14 protein-coding genes are annotated in these 17,832 nt (G+C 62.1%); 8 read left to right on the forward strand and 6 right to left on the reverse strand.

Annotated elements, in window-relative coordinates; all coding sequences use genetic code 11:
* Nucleotides 1-899, reverse strand: an 899-nt coding sequence (locus DD235_RS16320) for an aldehyde dehydrogenase family protein (protein WP_146193529.1), incomplete at its 3' end; no start/stop codon positions are given.
* A gap of 271 nt (nt 900-1,170) precedes the next feature.
* On the opposite strand from DD235_RS16320, the gene DD235_RS16325 reads away from it, so the two are divergent.
* Nucleotides 1,171-3,189: a sigma-54-dependent Fis family transcriptional regulator gene (locus tag DD235_RS16325; protein ID WP_109063190.1), complete on the forward strand. Its 2,019-nt coding sequence runs from the start codon at nt 1,171-1,173 to the stop codon at nt 3,187-3,189.
* On the opposite strand, the gene DD235_RS16330 is transcribed toward DD235_RS16325, so the two are convergent.
* From DD235_RS16330 to DD235_RS16340, 3 genes are all read right to left on the reverse strand, one after another.
* On the reverse strand, nt 3,166-5,556 hold the full coding sequence (locus DD235_RS16330; RefSeq protein WP_162300526.1) for a TonB-dependent siderophore receptor: 2,391 nt from the start codon (nt 5,554-5,556) through the stop codon (nt 3,166-3,168). The genes DD235_RS16325 and DD235_RS16330 overlap by 24 nt on opposite strands.
* A 102-nt stretch (nt 5,557-5,658) precedes the next feature.
* On the reverse strand, nt 5,659-6,678 hold the full coding sequence (locus tag DD235_RS16335; RefSeq protein WP_109063192.1) for a FecR family protein: 1,020 nt from the start codon (nt 6,676-6,678) through the stop codon (nt 5,659-5,661).
* The gene (locus DD235_RS16340; protein ID WP_109063208.1) at nt 6,675-7,208 is read right to left on the reverse strand and encodes a sigma factor-like helix-turn-helix DNA-binding protein; all 534 of its coding nucleotides are present in this window, start codon (nt 7,206-7,208) and stop codon (nt 6,675-6,677) included. The genes DD235_RS16335 and DD235_RS16340 overlap by 4 nt, the downstream gene beginning before the upstream one ends.
* Before the next feature lie 169 nt (nt 7,209-7,377).
* On the opposite strand from DD235_RS16340, the gene aceK reads away from it, so the two are divergent.
* Together aceK and DD235_RS16350 are read left to right on the forward strand one after the other, a co-directional pair.
* Nucleotides 7,378-9,180: a bifunctional isocitrate dehydrogenase kinase/phosphatase gene (gene aceK, locus DD235_RS16345; protein ID WP_109063193.1), complete on the forward strand. Its 1,803-nt coding sequence runs from the start codon at nt 7,378-7,380 to the stop codon at nt 9,178-9,180.
* A gap of 59 nt (nt 9,181-9,239) precedes the next feature.
* Entirely contained in the window at nt 9,240-10,421 is a 1,182-nt protein-coding gene (locus DD235_RS16350) for an acetyl-CoA C-acyltransferase (protein ID WP_109063194.1), read from the forward strand.
* A gap of 24 nt (nt 10,422-10,445) precedes the next feature.
* Here DD235_RS16350 and radC read toward each other — a convergent pair whose 3' ends face one another.
* Nucleotides 10,446-11,141 (reverse strand): RadC family protein, encoded by a 696-nt coding sequence (radC, locus tag DD235_RS16355; RefSeq protein ID WP_239990198.1) that lies wholly within the window; start codon nt 11,139-11,141, stop codon nt 10,446-10,448.
* A 51-nt stretch (nt 11,142-11,192) separates the two neighbouring features.
* Here radC and DD235_RS16360 point away from each other — a divergent pair, with 51 nt between their 5' ends.
* On the forward strand, nt 11,193-11,669 hold the full coding sequence (locus tag DD235_RS16360; protein WP_193519625.1) for an FKBP-type peptidyl-prolyl cis-trans isomerase: 477 nt from the start codon (nt 11,193-11,195) through the stop codon (nt 11,667-11,669).
* Nucleotides 11,669-12,610, forward strand: coding sequence for a 4-hydroxy-3-methylbut-2-enyl diphosphate reductase (gene ispH, locus DD235_RS16365; RefSeq protein WP_109063195.1), 942 nt, complete (start codon nt 11,669-11,671; stop codon nt 12,608-12,610). Before DD235_RS16360 ends, ispH begins: the two co-directional genes overlap by 1 nt.
* Nucleotides 12,611-12,683: 73 nt before the next feature.
* On the opposite strand, the gene DD235_RS16370 is transcribed toward ispH, so the two are convergent.
* Nucleotides 12,684-13,400, reverse strand: a complete 717-nt coding sequence (locus tag DD235_RS16370; RefSeq protein ID WP_109063196.1) for a response regulator transcription factor — start codon at nt 13,398-13,400, stop codon at nt 12,684-12,686.
* A 271-nt stretch (nt 13,401-13,671) separates the two neighbouring features.
* Between DD235_RS16370 and DD235_RS16375 the strand changes: the two genes are divergently transcribed.
* Genes DD235_RS16375 through DD235_RS16385 form a run of 3 tightly spaced genes read left to right on the forward strand, consistent with a single transcriptional unit; the run spans nt 13,672 to nt 17,816 of the window.
* Complete coding sequence (locus tag DD235_RS16375; protein ID WP_420810481.1) at nt 13,672-14,403, forward strand: response regulator transcription factor; 732 nt, start codon at nt 13,672-13,674, stop codon at nt 14,401-14,403.
* A complete protein-coding gene (locus DD235_RS16380) occupies nt 14,372-15,487 on the forward strand; it encodes a FecR domain-containing protein (protein ID WP_109063197.1) in 1,116 nt (371 codons plus the stop codon). Before DD235_RS16375 ends, DD235_RS16380 begins: the two co-directional genes overlap by 32 nt.
* Nucleotides 15,456-17,816: a CHASE2 domain-containing protein gene (locus DD235_RS16385; protein ID WP_162300527.1), complete on the forward strand. Its 2,361-nt coding sequence runs from the start codon at nt 15,456-15,458 to the stop codon at nt 17,814-17,816. The genes DD235_RS16380 and DD235_RS16385 overlap by 32 nt, the downstream gene beginning before the upstream one ends.
* Nucleotides 17,817-17,832: the final 16 nt, after the last annotated feature.

Raw genomic sequence — 17,832 nt, forward strand, 5'->3', positions numbered from 1 at the left:
CCCTGGTTCAGCGCAAACATCGACAGCCCTTCCAGCGCCTTGTCGAAGAAGGCATCGTCCTGCGCCATCACATCCTCGAAGAAGATGTTGGGGCTCTTGCCGCCCAGTTCCACCGTGGCCGGGATCAGGTTGTCGGCAGCCGCATGCAGCACCCGCTGGCCTACTGGCGTGGAACCCGTGAAGGCCACCTTGGCAATGCGCTTGCTGGTGATCAGTGCCTCGCCCGCTTCCTTGCCAAAGCCGTTGACGATGTTGAGCACGCCCGGCGGCAGCAGATCACCGATGATCTCGACCAGCACCAGGATGGAGGCCGGGGTCTGCTCGGCCGGCTTGAGCACGATCGGGCAGCCGGCGGCCAGCGCGGGGGCCAGCTTCCAGGCCGCCATCAGGAGCGGGAAGTTCCAGGGAATGATCTGGCCGACCACGCCGATGGGCTCATGAAAGTGATAGGCCACGGTGTCATGATCGATCTCGGAGATGGCCCCTTCCTGGGCACGCACGCAGCCCGCAAAGTAACGGAAATGATCGATAGCCAGTGGTACGTCGGCGGCGCTGGTCTCGCGCAGCGGCTTGCCGTTGTCGATGGTCTCGGCCACGGCCAGCTTGGCCTGGTGCTGTTCCATGCGGTCGGCAATGCGTAGCAGGATGTTGGAGCGCTCGGCCGGCGAGGTCTGGCCCCAGGCAACCCGGGCAGCATGCGCGGCATCGAGCGCCAGCTCGATATCGGCGGCATCCGAGCGCGGCACCTGGCAGAACGCCTGGCCGGTGATCGGCGACAGATTCTCGAAGTAGTTGCCCGATACCGGGGCTACCCACTTGCCGCCAATGTAGTTCTCGTACTTGCTCTTGAAGGGAAAATCGAGGTCAATCCCGAACTGCTTGAGGTCGGACAGATTCATGACATGTCTCCTGCACATTATTATGAATAAGAACTAATATTGTTCAAAGTGCTGCCATTTCAGGCAGTCAATGAGAATGCAAGCAATTAGCGTGCCAGCTACCCTCCGGGGACTTACCCCTAGTCCCGGACGTGCGCCGCCGCCTTTGATGCATAATCGGCTGAACCGGCCACACGGCCCGTTCCTATCCGGAAACTGTCGCAATCTGCGACACATGACTGTCGCATCGAGCGGCACAGTGTCGCGACCTGCAACTACCAAGGAACCAGACATGAACGGCATCGATTTCTACGAACCGCGCGTGGATCTGTCCGACGCGCCTGGAACTTCGCCCATCCTCCGCTCCTGGGCACGCTGCCACCAGCAGCGCGACCTGCCGGATGAGCCGGTCATGCTGGCCCGCGCCGACCTGGCCGACCGCTGTGCCCAACATGCCAGCCTGCTGTATGCCGCTCAACCCGAAATAGAAACACTGGCCGGACTGGTCGGCAGTGCCGACGGCATCGTGGTACTGACCGATGCCGCCGGCATCATCCTCCAGACCCGGGGCAACGCCAGCTTCCTGCATCGCGCCGATCAGGTCGCACTGCGACCCGGCGTCAGCTGGGCCGAATCGCATCGGGGCACCAACGGTGTCGGCACGGTACTGGTCGAGGGACAAGCGCTGAGCGTGCATGGCAGCGAACACTTCCTGCCGCGCAACCGCATCCTGAGTTGTCATGGCGCGCCCATCCGGTCACCGCGTGGCGACATCCTGGGCGTGCTCGATATTTCCTGCGAGGCTGGCCGGCTGCACGCCTATGCACTGAAACTCGCCTCGATGTTCGCACGGCAAGTCACCAATCGCATCATGGAACAGGCAGGGGAACAACCCGAACTGCTGGTATTCCACCGCCAGCATGCCATGCTCGACTCCATCGAACGCGCCCAGTTGATGGTCCACGATGGATATATTGTCGGTGCCAACGACGCCGCCATTGCGCAACTGGACACCAGTTGGGCACAACTTATCGATCAACCCATACAGGCCTGGCTGGGCGACGGTTGGCAGCAGGCCACTCCCGATACCTGCACGCTGCGCACGCCACGTGGCCTGCCTCTGTTCATCCAGCTCAGACGGCCCGCTTCCAGCACGGCCTCACCACGCCAGCCGGATCATGACACCCAGCGCCGCAGTAAACAGTCCAATCAACACATAGCCCATCCGTCCAGACAGGGCCACGGCAAAGATGCAGCTATTGCCACCCAGCACGGGCTGCCCGGTATCCACGCCTTGCCCGATCTGCCGGACATGCTGCGCCCAGGCTTCGGCACCGCCCTGCGCGCCCTGCAGGGCGGGCTAGCGGTGCTGCTTGAAGGCGAAACAGGCACCGGCAAGGAAGTCTACGCACGCCGGCTCCACGCCAGCAGTACGCGCTGCAACCAGCCATTCGTCGCCATCAATTGTGGAGCATTGCCCGACACACTCATCGAAGCCGAACTGTTCGGCTATGCTGCTGGCGCGTTCACCGGGGCCTTGCGCCAGGGCGCACGTGGTCGGCTGCGTGAAGCCAACGGCGGCATCCTGTTCCTGGACGAGATCGGCGACATGCCCCTGCCATTGCAGACCCGCCTGCTGCGGGTTCTGCAGGAGCGCGAAGTCCTGCCGCTCGGTGCCGACAAGCCCGTGCCCGTCGATTTTCTGCTGATCAGCGCCACCAACCAGGATCTGGCACAGCGCGTACAGGATGGTCATTTCCGCGCTGACCTGTATTACCGCCTTCAGGATCACCGTATCGGCCTGCCGGCCCTGCGCGAGCGCAGCGACTTGCGTGCTTTCCTGTGTGCAGAATTCAACCGTCACGGCGCACTCGAGCAGGGCATGACGCTGCACGACAGTACCCTGGATGCCTTGTGTGCGCATCGCTGGCCCGGCAACTATCGCGAATTGCAGGCGCTGCTCCGGGGGCTGGTGCTGCGGCATCCGCCCGGCAGCCTCGTCATGGCCGAGGGGTTGCCAGATGGCTTCAGGCCCATCATCACACACCATGCAACCGCCGCCCGGCAGGATGGCAAAGCCATTCATCATATCGACACAGCCCGGCACGCATCGCCAGTATGCAATACACCAAACAGCCTGCATTCAACGCTGCATGCCCTCAGTGCGCAGCGCATCAGGCAAGCGCTGCATGAACACAGCGGCAACATTTCACGCGCGGCGCGCAGCCTGGGCATCCACCGCAGCACGCTGCATCGCTACCTGGCGCGCGATGCCGGCCAGGCCACATCAGAAGGTGTAGCGGGCCGTTAGCATGAAATTGCGCGGATCTCCGTAGAGATCCTGTGGCCCCCACATCACGTCATAGCCCACACTCTTGTAATACTTCCGGTCGAACAGGTTGTTAATGTTGAGCTGCAGGTCGAGCTGCCGGCTGGCGCGATAGCCCAGTACCAGGTCCGCGATGGCATAGGCTCCCTGGGCATTGCGAAATGCCGTGCCGTTATAAGTGCCATCGCGATAGATCCGACTCTGCCAGTACAGGCTGCCGCCCACCCGCCAGCGCTGCCACTCCCCCTGCAGGTGATACAGCGTCGACAGCTTGAACAGGTGTTCGGGCGTGGCGCTGTTGAAAGGCTGGCCGACCTTGCCTGGATCCGCATCGCGCCGATATTCTGCGCGCGTATAGGTGTAGCCGGCACTCACCTGCCAGTTGGGTGCCAGCGCACCCTGCACCTCGACATCCACGCCGCGGCTGCGCACCAGGCCGGAAGCCTCGGCGCAGTACGGGTAAGGGTAGGTCGGGCACAGGGTCTGGTCATCGAGATCCCTGGCCCTGTTCTTCTGGTCGACCTGGAACAGGGCCAGGCTGGTATTGAGCGCACCATCGAAGTACTCGCCCTTGATGCCGATCTCGTAGTTTTCACCCACGATGGGTTCGATGATCGCGCCATCGGCACCCTTGGCGTTCTGCGGCTGGAAAATATCCGTGAAGCTGACATACAGAGAATGCCGTGCATCCAGATCGTAGATCAGCCCGCCATAGCGGGTCAGGTTGCGCGTAACCGAATAGCCGTCCGTCCCCGAGCGATTGTCGTAGTCATACCAGTCCAGGCGTGCTCCCAGGATAAGGGAAAGCGGGTCAGCCAGGCTCAGCCTCGCGGCAGCATACACACCATCCTCGGAAGTGACCGTCTGGCGAGTGCCGGCATACGAAAAACTGGGCTTGGGCAGGCTGCCTGGATCCCAGCCGGACAGATCCTCGATGCCGTCACCCACATACCCGCCTCCGTAGTCATGCTCGATATAGTCGCGCTTGCGCCGGTTCACGCCCACCGTCAGTTCATGATCACGCTGCATCAGTCGGAAAGGCCCACTGGCCTGCAATTCGTAGCTGGTCTGGACCAGCTCGTACTTGCCCCGATAGGCATAATGCCGCATACGCGTTTCCGTCCCGACCCGCCGCAGGTAGGAACCCAGGAAATCAATATCGGTACTGGAGCGCATGGCCTTGAACCCTGCCGTCCAGCCATTGTCGAAGCTGTGGCTCAGCTCGCCGAACAGCATACGCCCCCGGACATCGAGGTTTTCCCAGTCGTTACCCGGCAAGGCCGAGCGCCGCACATTCATGTGCCCGCCATCCACCGTCAGGGGCAGGCCGCCCCAGAAATTGTTGGTCTGGTCCTTCTGGTAGCTGAAGCCCGCAGTCAACAGGGTGTGCTCGCTCAGGTCCGCCTCGACAACAGCATAGAACAGCCCATGATCCTGCTTTTCACGATCGCGGAATCCATGCGCATCCTGCCAGGACGCCACGGCCCGGCCCCGCAGGCTGCCACTGCCGTTGAGCGGCCCCGATACGTCGGCTTCGCCCGTGTAGTCGTCCCAACTGCCGGCCCGGCCGGTCAGGCTGGCTCGCGCATCTGCCGTGGGCCGCTTGCGCACCAGATTGATCGCCGCAGAAGGATTCCCGGAGCCCTGTACCAGGCCGGTCGCCCCGCGCACGATTTCCACCCGGTCATACATGGCCAGGTTGGTCTGGGTCCCAGCGGAGAAATAGTCATACCCAACCGTCAGGCCATCGAACATCAAGGTGTCGATATTGAACCCCCGAGCCAGGAACGTCGGCCGGCCCGGTCCTTCCACATTGCTCAGAAACAGGCCGGGCGCATCGCGGACCACATCGACGATGCTGGTCATGGCGCGATCCTCGATCTGCTGGTGCGTCACCACGGTCGTGCTCTGCGGCGTCTCGCGCATAGACAGCGCCAGTCCCGTGGCCGTGCTCATCGAGCCGGTCGTATAGGCTCCCGTACCTTCGGTCTTGCCATCCGACTGGCCTCGTATCGTCACGGCATCCAGCGCCTGCACACCCGGTGCCGGTGCCGGACGCACCAGCAGCGTACCATCCCCCGCTTCCGCCAGCTCCAGCCCTGTGCCCTCCAGTGCCCGGCGCAAGGCATCACGCACATCCAGTTCGCCGCTGACGGCCTGCGCCGTGCGGCCCGCCGTCAGCGCGGGATCGAACGATGCCACGGCACCGCCGCGCCGCGAAATAGTCGTCAATGCGGCGTCCAGCGGACCGGCAGGAACGTCGTAGCGCTGGACGACGGAGGCAGCTCCTGCCGTGTCGGCATGAAAAACGGATGGCGCGCCCAGTGCCAACAATACGGATAGGGTCAATGGCCTGAGGCCGCCCCTGGATACTCCCCTCATCTGCATTCTCCTGTAAGTCGATGGTTCTCAGGAGGTATGTGCGCCGAGAGGGAAAAAGTCACAATCGGATCAGGACAATTCTTCTTTGTGATGCACCAGCGTGACCCAGGGCGTATAGCGGCGCACTTCGATGGGCGTGGTATGAGCCAGTGCCCGCAGGGCACGCATCGGGTCATCGAGCGGAAAGACGCCTGACACGCGTATCTCCGCCACAGCCGGGGACACACGCAGGACGCCCGGATAATAGGCACGAAGGGCATCAATGACCTCCGGTAACGCCCGGTCATTGACCTCCAGCAGGCCATCCTGCCAGGCGCTGTCACCCTGCATGTCGGTACGGATGGCATCGATACCATCGGCACGAAAGCGCACGCCCTGCCCAGCCTGCAGATCGACCTGCCCGCCGAACTGTGCCCGCACACGAACACGGTCGCGCTGCACCAGCACTTGGCTGGCACCGGTTTCCTGCCGAACCATGAATTCGGTACCCAGCGCCTGCACCTGGCCCTGTGCAGTCGCTACCAGAAAAGGCCGGGCCGCATCGGTGCCGGTGCGAACCTGGATCGCGCCAGCCAGAAGATGCACCAGGCGTTGCCGGCCATCGAAGGCCAGGTCTATCCTGCTACGTGCATCCAGCAGAATATCGCTGCCATCCGGCAATGTATGCCGCTGACGCTGGGCAGTGCCAGTGCCAAGATCTGCCAGCAGGTTGGGTAACGGCACCTGCCGGTGCGCCAGCCAGACAAGCCCTGAACCGGCCGCACCCAAAGCCAGGGCGCGCCGCATGAAGCGCCGACGCATCCGTTCGGGATGCAACAGGCTGTTGCGCAGCCCCCCATCCGGTCCGGCCAAGGCTGAGCGCAATGGCCCCATGGTGCGGTCCAGACCGCTGTCCAGCCGGGACCAAGCATCGAAATGCGCAGGACTTGCCTGCAGCCAGTGTTCGAACTCGAGGCGTACGCTCATGGCGTGTTCGGTATCCATACTGTCATCCAGCCGAAGCCGCCATTCGATGGCGGCGTCCAGCTCAACGCCCAGGACAGCATCCTGCCATCCTGGCAGGGCAGCCGGTAGAACTGGCGGCTTCATGGACGCACCTGCGCCGCCACGCAACGTCGCATGCCCTGGGCGATGTAGTACCGCACCGTACTGACTGACACCTGCAGTTCGGCAGCGATTTCCGCATGGCGCATGCCATCGACCTGACTGTAGACAAATGCCACCCTGGCCTTGTGCGGCAAATCCTGCAGAATTGCATCCACACACTGCAGCGCCTGCATGATCTCCATCTGCTCCTGCGCCGAGGGGGCATAGCCGGCCGCCTGACAACGCAGGCTCTCCAGCCAGGCCGCCTCAAGCTCACGCCGCCGCCAGAGTTTCCACATGACCCGCTTGGCCACCGTCGTCAGCAGGGCCCGCGGTTCGTTCACATGTTCCAGCAAGGGGCTGCCCACCAGTTGCGAAAACGCTTCACCGGCAATGTCCTCAGCATCTTCACGGTTGCGCAGTCTGTCATACAGGCGTCCCAACAACCAGGGGTGATCCTGTGCATAAAGGCGCGCCAGCAAACGGTCGCGCACGGCGCGTTCGGTATCAGGCAGACTCTGTGAGGCAGTCATGGCGAGGCACAACGACGAAATAGAAACGATTATCTGTTCATTATAGCGATCTCTATCATCCCCCTATGCACGACAGGCCTATTGCGGCGAGAATGGAGAAATAGAAAAAAAGCGCAGCGGGCCACGCCCCCTGCGGCACCAGGTGTATCGACATTCAGGACGCCATGGCATGAGCTTTTCAGGAGACAACCTGCACATCGAACCGGCCGCCACACCGGCGCAGCTCCCTGCCCAGGTGGCTGCGGCCATCCTGGCGGGCTTTGACCGCCACTACGCACTCTTTCGCTATAGCGCGCAGCGGGCCAAGTCGCTGTTCGAGTCCGGCAACTGGCATGCCATCCAGCACCTGGCCCGCGAGCGGATCGAATACTACGATGCCCGGGTCCGCGAATGCGTACATCGCCTCAAGGCCAGCGCCGCGCCCGGCGACCGGGAATTCTGGCAGGCCGTGCGCCACGCCTATGTAGCCCTGCTCGGAGACAGCGGACACCGCCAGCCGGAATGCGCTGAAACCTTCTTCAACTCGGTTTCCTGCCGCATCCTGCACCGCGACTACTTCCAGAACGATGTCATGTTCGTGCGGCCCGCCATCGCCACCGACTACCTGGACAGCACGCTGCCATCCTATCGCGTCTACTATCCCCTGACCGAAGGTCTGCGCCGGAGCCTGCATCGCATGTTGAGCGATTTCGGCCTGGCTGCCCCCTTCGAGGATCTGCCGCGCGACATCGACCGGCTGGCCCGGATCGCCATCCAGCGGCTACGCAACACGCTCACCCGCAACATGGGGCCGCGGCTGGGCAGTGACTGCCAGTTGCATGTGCTGGGCTCGCTTTTCTATCGCAACAAGGGTGCCTATCTGATCGGCCGGCTGGTCAACCAGGGCATGACCTACCCCTTCTGCATTCCGCTGCTGCGCAATCCGGCCGGGCAGATCCATCTCGATGCCCTGCTGTTCTCCGCCCACGAGCTGGGCACACTGTTCAGCTTCACGCGGGCCTACTTCCAGGTCGACATGGAGACACCCGCCGCCTATGTCGATTTTCTCTCCAGCCTGCTGCCCAACAAGGCCAAGGCCGAGCTTTACACCATGATCGGCCTGCAGAAACAGGGCAAGACCCTGTTCTACCGTGACTTCCTGCAGCACCTCGCACACTCGAAAGACCAATTCGAAGTCGCGCCCGGCATCAAGGGCATGGTCATGACGGTGTTCACCCTGCCCTCGTATCCCTATGTCTTCAAGCTGATCAAGGATCGGATCGACAAAGACGGCATGGATCATGCCACGGTCCGCAGCAAGTACCACCTGGTCAAGCTGCACGACCGCGTCGGACGCATGGCCGATACCTGGGAATACTCGCAGGTCGCGCTGCCCCGCGACCGCTTTTCGCCCGCCTTGCTCGACGAGCTCTACGCCCGAGTTCCCAGTCTGATCGAAGAAGACGGCGAGCGCATCGTGCTGCGCCATGTCTATATCGAGCGCCGCATGACCCCTCTCAACATCTATCTGCGGCAGGCCGGGGAAGAGCGCCTGGAGCATGGCGTGCGTGAATACGGCAATGCCATCCGCGAACTGGCAGCCGCCAATATCTTCCCGGGCGACATGCTCTACAAGAATTTCGGCGTCACCCGACTGGGGCGGGTCGTGTTCTACGACTACGACGAGATCCAGCGCATGACGGAGATGAACTTCCGCCACATCCCGCCGCCGCCAAACGAAGAAGCCGAGATGGCCAGCGAACCCTGGTATGCCATCGGTGCCAACGATGTGTTCCCGGAAGAGTTCGGCCGTTTCCTGCTGGGCGATTCGCGCGTGCGCGCCGCCTTCATGCGTCACCATGCCGATCTGCTCGATGCCGACTGGTGGCAGGCCTGCCGCACCCGCGTCTCCCAGGGCCGCATCGAGGACATTTTCCCGTACGACCAGAAACGGCGTTTCTGCCGGATCTTCAAAGACAAATATTTTGTTTAATTTTGTAATACACTGGGTATAGAAGCCCTTATCTCTCACCCCCTTCAGGAGTAGATTCAATGTCCGATCCTATCGTCATCGTTTCAGTCGCCCGCACCCCCATGGGTGGCATGATGGGTACGCTGTCGGGCCTGCCCGCCTACCAGCTCGGCGCGACCGCCATCAAGGCCGCCGTCGAGCGTGCCGGCATCCAGGGCGACAAGGTCACCGAAGTCATCATGGGCAACGTACTGCAGGCCGGCCAGGGCCAGGCCCCGGCACGCCAGGCAACGCTCGGTGCCGGTCTGCCGCAGAGCGTCAGCAGCAGCACCATCCACAAGGTCTGCGGATCGGGCATGAAGGCTGCCATGCTGGGCCATGACCTGCTGCTGGCCGGCAGCACCGACGTCGTCGTCGCCGGCGGCCAGGAAAGCATGAGCAACGCGCCCTACCTGCTGTTGCGAGGCCGCCAGGGCTATCGCTACGGCCACAGCACGGTCTATGACCACATGGCCCTCGATGGTCTGGAAGATGCCTACGATCGCGGCAAGGCCATGGGCGTATTCGCCGAAGAATGCGTAAAGAAATACAGCTTCACCCGCGAGGAACAGGACAATTTTGCTCTCGAATCGCTGCGTCGCGCCCGCGCCGCCGTAGAAGACGGTAGCTTCAAGTGGGAAATCACGCCGGTCAGCGTGCCCGGCCGCAAGGGCGACGTACTGGTCGATACCGACGAAGCCCCCGGCAAGGCCATGCCCGAAAAGATCCCCAGCCTGCGCGCAGCCTTCGCCAAGGACGGCACCATCACCGCCGCGACTTCGTCATCGATTTCCGATGGTGCTGCCGCCCTGGTACTGATGCGCGCCTCGACCGCCGAAAAACTCGGCGTGCAACCGCTGGCCCGCATCGTTGGCCACAGCCAGCATTCGCAAGCCCCGGAATGGTTCACTACAGCTCCGGTCGGAGCTATCCAGAAACTGTTCGAAAAAACCGGCTGGAAGGCTGCCGACGTCGATCTGTATGAAATCAACGAGGCCTTTGCCGTCGTCGCCATGGCTGCCATGAAGGAACTCGACCTGCCACATGACAAGGTCAACGTCCACGGTGGTGCCACGGCCCTGGGCCACCCCATCGGTGCATCCGGTGCCCGCATCCTGGTTACGCTGATCGGTGCCCTGCGCCAGCGCGGCGGCAAGCGCGGTGTTGCCTCGCTGTGCATCGGCGGTGGCGAAGGCGTCGCCATGGCCGTCGAATTGATCTGATCGACACCCTGCCGACCCGGCACGCTACATCTGGCCACGCTCGGCCAGTGAAATGACCTGGTCGGCGGCCACGATCATATGATCGAGCAGGCGTACGTCGACCAGTGCCAGTGCCTGCTTAAGATGCCGGGTCAGGGTCAGGTCGGCCTGACTCGGCTCTGCCGAACCAGACGGATGGTTGTGTGCCAGGATCAGGGCCGCAGCATGATGCGACAATGCCTGGCGTACGACCTCACGCGGATAGACCGCTGCCTGGGTGAGCGTGCCACTGGCCAGCTCGACGCTCGCAATCAGTCGGTGCTGGTTATCCAGGAACAGCGCCATGCAGTGTTCGATGCGACGATGTCCCAGCGTCAGCGCGCAGTACTCCTTGACCCGCTGCGGCGCATCGAGCACATCACCGCCCCCCAGTTCCTCACCCAGGGTACGGCGCGACAGTTCCATGATGGCCGCCAATTGGCAGGACTTGGCAGCCCCCAGTCCAGGGACCCGCTGCAATACCGCCAGATCCGCGCCAAACAGGCCACGTAGGCCGCCGAACCGCAGCAGCAACTGCTGCCCCAGCGCCACGACCGGACATCCTGCCACGCCAGTGCGCAGGATGACCGCCAGCAATTCAGCATCGCTCAGAACGCCAGCACCGTGGCGCAACAGCCGCTCGCGTGGCATGCTGGTATCGGGATTCCGCACGGCAAGCGGGGAGAAATCGGGACTTGACATGGTTTGGCCTTAAAATCGGGGCTTTGCACATGCCTTCAGGATGACAGAACTTTGAGCGACGCAACCGACAAGGTGGACATTTCTGTCCAGCCCGATTCATACCTGACCCTGCACTATCGCATCTCGCTGGACTCCGGTCCCGGCGCAGGCTCGGTATTCACCGACACCTTCACCGGCCGGCCCGCCACCCTGCAGATGGGCAATGGCCAGTGGGCTCCCGGCATGGAAGCCGCATTGATCGGCCAGCCCGAAGATGCCGAGTTCAGTTTCACGCTGGCCCCCGCCGACGCTTACGGTGATCGCAATCCGGATCTGCTTCAGCAAATCACCCGCGAAATGCTCGAACGCCACGCCGATCCCGACAACGAACTCACGCCGGGCGACATGGTTGAATTCACGGCCCCCACCGGCATGCGCTATTCCGGTGTGCTCAAGGAGTTGCATGACGACGGTGCCCTGTTCGACTTCAATCATCCACTGGCCGGCATCGCCCTGAAGGTCGATGTCAAGATTCTGGGAATCCTCTGATGGCGGAGATCGTGCTGGCCCAACCCCGCGGCTTCTGCGCAGGCGTGGACCGCGCCATCGATATCGTCGAGCGTGCGCTTGAGCTGCATGGCGCGCCCATCTACGTACGCCACGAGATCGTCCACAACCGCTACGTTGTCGAAAATCTGCGCAGCAAGGGTGCCGTCTTCATCAAGGAACTTGACGAAGCCCCCACTGGTGCCATCGTCATTTTCTCGGCTCACGGTGTTTCGCGTGCCGTCCGCCAGGACGCCGAGGCGCGCGGCCTGCAGGTCTTCGATGCCACCTGTCCGCTGGTCACCAAGGTCCACATCGAAGTGGCCCGCATGCGCGAGGCCGGGCGCGAAATCATCATGATCGGCCACAAGGGCCACCCCGAAGTCGAAGGCACGCTGGGCCAGGCCGACGCTGGCATCTATCTGGTCGAGACCGAAGCCGATGTCGCGGCACTGGAAGTCTCTGATCCGAACAATCTCGCCTATGTCACCCAGACCACGCTGTCGGTCGATGACGCCCTGGCCGTAGCCAATGCACTCAAGGCCCGCTTCCCGGACATCGCCGAACCCAAGAAAAGCGACATCTGCTATGCCACGCAGAATCGCCAGGATGCCGTCAAGGTCATGGCTCCCGAGTGCGATCTGGTACTGGTCGTGGGTAGCCCCAACAGCTCCAACTCCAACCGGCTGCGCGAAGTCGCCGAACGCAAGGGGATCGAAGCCTACCTGATCGATGGAGCCGACTCGATTGATCCAGCCTGGCTGGAGGGCCGTAGCAGGATTGGTATTTCGGCAGGTGCCTCTGCGCCTGATGTCCTGGTCGATCAGGTCATCCGTCGACTCAAGGAACTGGGTGCCAGTTCGGTGCGCAAGATGGCGGGCCTGGAAGAGAACGTCGCATTTCCCCTGCCCAAGTCGTTGTCACGCAAGACAGCAGGACAATAGCCTGCTCAAGCAGGTATGGCCTGTGTGCCGTACCTGCAGCGATACCCCGACCCATACGCCTTCACAGTTCGACCTATTCTGTCACGAACAGATAGCCACCACCGTAGACCGTCCGGATCGGCAGTTCAAGCCCATAAGAGCTGGCCTTGCGACGCAGTCGGCTGATCATCACATCCACACTGCGCGAACGCTGCTGTGCCTCGCTACCAGGGTACAGCAACTCGTTCAGCCTCAGGCGGTCAACGGGATGGCCAGGCTCGGCCAGCAGTTCCTGCAACACCATGCGCTCCCGCGCAGACAGCGATACCGTAGTCCCAGAGGGCGATACCAGCGTCCAGCCGCGATCACGCAGGTGCCAGGAGCCAACCGGCGCAACCTGAGCCAACTCGACAGCCTCGCTGCGATCGGCAACGGGCACGGCGCGGCGGCGATCTCGACGGACCAGGGCCAGGATCACCGCGACCAGCTCACGCTGGTCGCCATGCTGCATCAGGCAGGCATCGGCACCGCTCTGCAATGCACGCAGGCGTACTTCCAGGCTCGCATCCTCGGCAAGCACCACCACGCCCGCCCTGGCAATTTCAGACAGGCGCGGTAATAACGAAAAACCATCCAGAAGTGGCTGTCCGATATCGAGCAGGATAATGTCGCAGTTCTTTTCTGCCTGACGAAACAATTCAGGCACGTTTTGACATGAATGAACAGAAAAGCCACTCTGCGCCAACATATGGCACAGCGAGGCACTCAGTTCAGTCCGGGTTTCCAGCAAAATAATATGAGTATCTATCATCGGTCGATTCCGGAAGGAAACACTATACGCATTCAAACCACCTGATAGAATGACGGCTAGGACAAAGACGGCCAAGTCAAGGTCTGTTAACTTTATCTTTCTTTTGTTTGGTCACGAAAAAAATGTCACTGTTTGGCGTTTTGGATGACTCCACGTATTTTCAATGCCGGAGCAAGACCCATTCTTTATCCGACAATCGTCATCGCCACCTGAAAATCACACTATGAGTGTGATTATTTGATTCAGCCATATACATTAGGTAATCGAACAGATGCATTCTATTAAAATAGCATCGCTGGAAGATGATCCGCATCAAATAAATTTGTTTCGGGATATCCTGACACAGGCGGGCTACGCCTTCTCTGGCTATTCTGATGGCAGAACATTCATGGCGGCACTCGGCAAGGAACAGTTCGATCTCGTCCTGCTCGACTGGCACCTGCCCGAAATCACGGGCGAAGATACGCTGCGCTGGATCCGTGCCACCCTGGGCTATCATCTGCCTGTCATCTTCGTCACCAGCCGTTCCTCGGAAGAGGATCTGGTCCAGGGCCTGCGCTCGGGTGCCGACGATTACCTGATCAAGCCGGTACGCCGCCATGAGCTGCTGGCCCGCATAGATGCGCTGCTGCGCCGTGCCGGGGTGCAAACCACCCGCACAGAGGATGCCCCCTTCGAGATTGCCGGCTACCGGATCGACCCCATCGAGCGCACCGTCCAGTTGCAGGGCCAGACCATTGTCCTGCCCGCCAAGGAGTTCGATCTGGCACTGCTGTTTTTCCAGAACGTCGGGCGACTGATGTCGCGTGACCACATCACCATGGCCGTCTGGAATCGCGAAGTGCCCGCCACCTCGCGCACCCTAGCCACTCACCTCTCCAACATCCGGCAAAAGCTGCAGTTGCGTCCCGAGAATGGCGTCAGGCTGATCTCCTCCTACGCGCTCGGCTACCGGCTGGAATTGACGCATCATGACAACCAAGACGAATCGACGGATTCCTGAACGGGGCCTGCTGGCCGTACTGTTCTGTATCAGCCTGGGCTGGTCCTTGCCTGCATGGACACAGCCCAGTGGCGCACAGGGTGAGTACTTCCTGCACCGGGTCATGGCAGGAGATACCCTGCTGCAACTGTCGGAGCGCTATACCCTGCGCCCCGACAACTGGCAGACACTGCAGCAACTCAATCGCATTGCCGATCCATATGCCGTCCCGATCGGAATCATGCTGCGTATCCCGCTCGGCATGATTCCGCGCCAGGAAGCACCCGCCCGCATTGTCCACGTCCAGGGTCAGGCAACTGCCGCCGGTCAGGTCGCGGCAGCCGACCAGCCCCTGTCGACCGGCAGCCGCATCCAGACTGGCGACAATAGCCATGTCACCCTCGAACTGGCCGACGGCACGCTGATCAGCCTGCCCTCGCGCACGGATCTGAACCTCGAAAACCTCCAGCAATTCCAGGGCACAAAACTGGGCGACACCGTGCTTCACGTCGACCAGGGCAGTATCGATGCCAGCGTTGCCCCTGATGGCCAGGGAGTCGGCCGTTTTGAAGTCCGCACGCCGGTTGCCGTGACCGGAGTGCGCGGCACGCGTTTCCGACTCCATGCCGACAGCAATGGGCAGCGCCAGGAAGTGCTGCATGGCCGCGTCCATGTCTCAGCGGAACAGGAAAGCAACGAACTGGCCGTTGCCGCTGGTCAAGGCCTGAGCATCGACAGCACAGGCAATGCCGGTGAAGTGCGCCTGCTGCTGCCTGCGCCAGAACCGATTGCCGCCACCAGCGCACAACCCGAGGGATTTAGTTTCCAGCCTGTCGCAGGGGCCGTACGCTACCAGGCCCGCCAAAGCAGCGACGCCGATGGCCACAGCGTGGTTGCCGAGTGGCAGGCCGATGCACCCTGGTTCTCCCTGCCGGCCGCTGCGCCTGGCGAGTGGTACATGCAGGTCAGTGCCGTCGATGCGGAAGGCCTGCAGGGCGCGACCACGACCGTCCCATTTACCATCACCGCCCGCTATGTGCGCTCGGAGGATGGCCAGCCGATTGCACTGGGCAGTGAGGGTTTCCTCCAGAGCCCGCTCTACTGAGCGCAGCCACTCGCGCCATCTCAGGCGCGAATGGCTGTGGCTGACCGCACTGCTGCTGGCAGCCAGTGCGGTGCTTTGCGCACTCAACGGCCTCGGACGCATCGACCAGACGCTCTATGACCGCTCGCTCGATATCTACCGCTTTATCGAGCCGGCTGACCAGATCGCTGCCACCTCGCCCATCGTCATCGTCGCCATCGACGACGCCAGCGTCGCCGTGCTGGGCCGCTGGCCCTGGCGCCGGGCACTGCATGCGGCCCTGATCGACCGACTTTCCGAAGCAAAGGCCGTCGGCATCGACATCATTTTCTCGGAGCCCGAGCAACAGTATCCAGACGACGATCGTCATCTGGGCGAAGCGCTTCAGCGCCACGGCCGCGTGGTACTACCCTATGTCAGTACCGGCGTCGCCCATGGCCCGCCGGCACTGCGTCCCGTGGCACAGCTTGAACAATCGGCCTCTGCCATGGGGTTCATCAACCTGCATGCCGACCCGGACGGTGTCGTACGTGCCCTGCCTGCGGCCATGCAGGGCCATTTTGCCCTGGCACTGGCCCGCATCATCAATCCTGCCCTGAAAGAATCCGACATTCAGGACATGCGTCTGATTCCCTTTCTCGGCTCCAACCACGCTTTCCAGATCGTCTCCTACCTGGACGTATTGCGCGGCGATATCCCGCCGGCATTCTTTCGAAACCGGCTGGTCCTGCTGGGCACCTATGCCACAGCCCTGGGAGATTTCTATCCCACGCCGCTTTCACATCAGGATGGCGCCATGCCGGGAGTGGAGATCCTGGCCAACATGGTCCAGGCCTACCTGGACGACCGCTGGATCCGGCCCTTGCCAACCTGGCTGCTGGTCATGACCGGCATGACCCTGACACTGCTGCTCTGCATTATGCTGCTGCGCCTGTCACCCCGCAGTGCCTTGCTGGCCGGTTTCGGGCTGGGTATCGCCGTATTCCTGGCCGTACCGATACTGCTGACGCTCGGCTACTGGCTACCGCCAGCCGCCATTTTCGTGGTGCTGATCCTCGCCTATCCGCTTTGGAGCTGGCGCCGCCAGGAAGCCGCATTGCGCTTTTTCGACCAGGAAATCTCCCGCCTCAAGCGCGAACCTTCACCGCTGCCAGAGCGGTTCTTCGCTACCGATCCGCTGCACCCCCTCAAGACAGACACCCAGCCACTTACCGCAGGCACACTGGGCGATGTCCTGCAGGCCCGCATCGATACATTCCAGGATGCTCTGGACAGGTTGCGCATCCTGCGCCAGACACTTGCCGACAGCCTTGACGGTGCCCCCGACCCCATCATGGTCTGCCATCCCGACGGCACCATCCTGCTGGTCAATCCCGCAGCACAGGACTGGCTGCGGGGCGTAGACGATACGACCGCCGTCGGTCGCCCGGCCCTCGAGGTGCTGCTGGAACGACTGGATGCCCCAGGAGCCCGCGGTGCCTTCGAAAAGCTCTGTCAGGGCGACGAAACACTCCTGAGACAGGGTATCGAGTTCAGGGATCATTGTGGCCGGGACATGATCCTGCGCGGTGCCCAGCTCAATCAGGTTCGCCACCGACTACTTGGCATGTTGCTGATGCTGACCGACATCAGCCCGCTGCGCCAGGCAGAACGCCAGCGCGAGGAGGCCCTGCGCTTTATTTCGCACGACATGCGCTCGCCACAGAATTCCATTCTTGCCCTGCTCGAATTGCACGGCGACGCAGCGCACGCCGATGTCATGCCCGGCCCGCAACTGACCGCGCAGATCGCGATACATGCCCAGCGTACGCTTGATCTGGTCGACAGTTTCATGCGACTGGCACGCGCCGAATCTGCACCGCTTGCCCTGGCCACCATAGACCTTGCCGACATGCTGGATGAGACTTGCGACAACTTCTGGGCACTGGCACAAGCCCGACAGGTCACCCTCGTCAGCAGCATCGACCTACGCCCGGCTTTCCTTGAAGCCGACCCGACGCTGTTGATGCGTGCCATCAGCAACCTGATCGACAATGCCCTCAAGTTCAGTCCACAGGGTGGAACCGTCAGTATCGCGCTGTTCACTGCCAACGATGAATGGATTATCCGCATCGGCGACCAGGGACCGGGCATCGCCGCCCAGGACCAATTGCGACTGTTCCAGCCATTCGCGCAGGTAGCCCCCGAACCGGGCAAGACGGCACCGAAAGGCACCGGGCTGGGTCTGGCATTCGTGCAGAAAGTGGCTGAGCGCCATGGAGGCCACTGCTCAATAGAAAGCCAGCCAGGTTGCGGCGCACGCTTTTCCATTCATTTGCCGGCCGGTGAAATGCCACTGGACGATATGTAACCCCGGACTCGCCTTT

Source organism: Corticimicrobacter populi, from assembly GCF_003123725.1.
GTDB classification, from domain to species: Bacteria; Pseudomonadota; Gammaproteobacteria; order Burkholderiales; family Burkholderiaceae_B; genus Corticimicrobacter; species Corticimicrobacter populi.

Coding starts and splice junctions, on each gene's coding strand:
- DD235_RS16375 (WP_420810481.1), top strand. CDS start 13,672: ATGCATTCTATTAAAATAGCATCGCTGGAAGATGATCCGCATCAAATA.
- DD235_RS16380 (WP_109063197.1), top strand. CDS start 14,372: ATGACAACCAAGACGAATCGACGGATTCCTGAACGGGGCCTGCTGGCC.
- DD235_RS16325 (WP_109063190.1), top strand. CDS start 1,171: ATGAACGGCATCGATTTCTACGAACCGCGCGTGGATCTGTCCGACGCG.
- DD235_RS16335 (WP_109063192.1), bottom strand. CDS start 6,678: ATGAAGCCGCCAGTTCTACCGGCTGCCCTGCCAGGATGGCAGGATGCT.
- aceK (WP_109063193.1), top strand. CDS start 7,378: ATGAGCTTTTCAGGAGACAACCTGCACATCGAACCGGCCGCCACACCG.
- DD235_RS16370 (WP_109063196.1), bottom strand. CDS start 13,400: ATGATAGATACTCATATTATTTTGCTGGAAACCCGGACTGAACTGAGT.
- DD235_RS16350 (WP_109063194.1), top strand. CDS start 9,240: ATGTCCGATCCTATCGTCATCGTTTCAGTCGCCCGCACCCCCATGGGT.
- ispH (WP_109063195.1), top strand. CDS start 11,669: ATGGCGGAGATCGTGCTGGCCCAACCCCGCGGCTTCTGCGCAGGCGTG.
- radC (WP_239990198.1), bottom strand. CDS start 11,141: ATGTCAAGTCCCGATTTCTCCCCGCTTGCCGTGCGGAATCCCGATACC.
- DD235_RS16340 (WP_109063208.1), bottom strand. CDS start 7,208: ATGACTGCCTCACAGAGTCTGCCTGATACCGAACGCGCCGTGCGCGAC.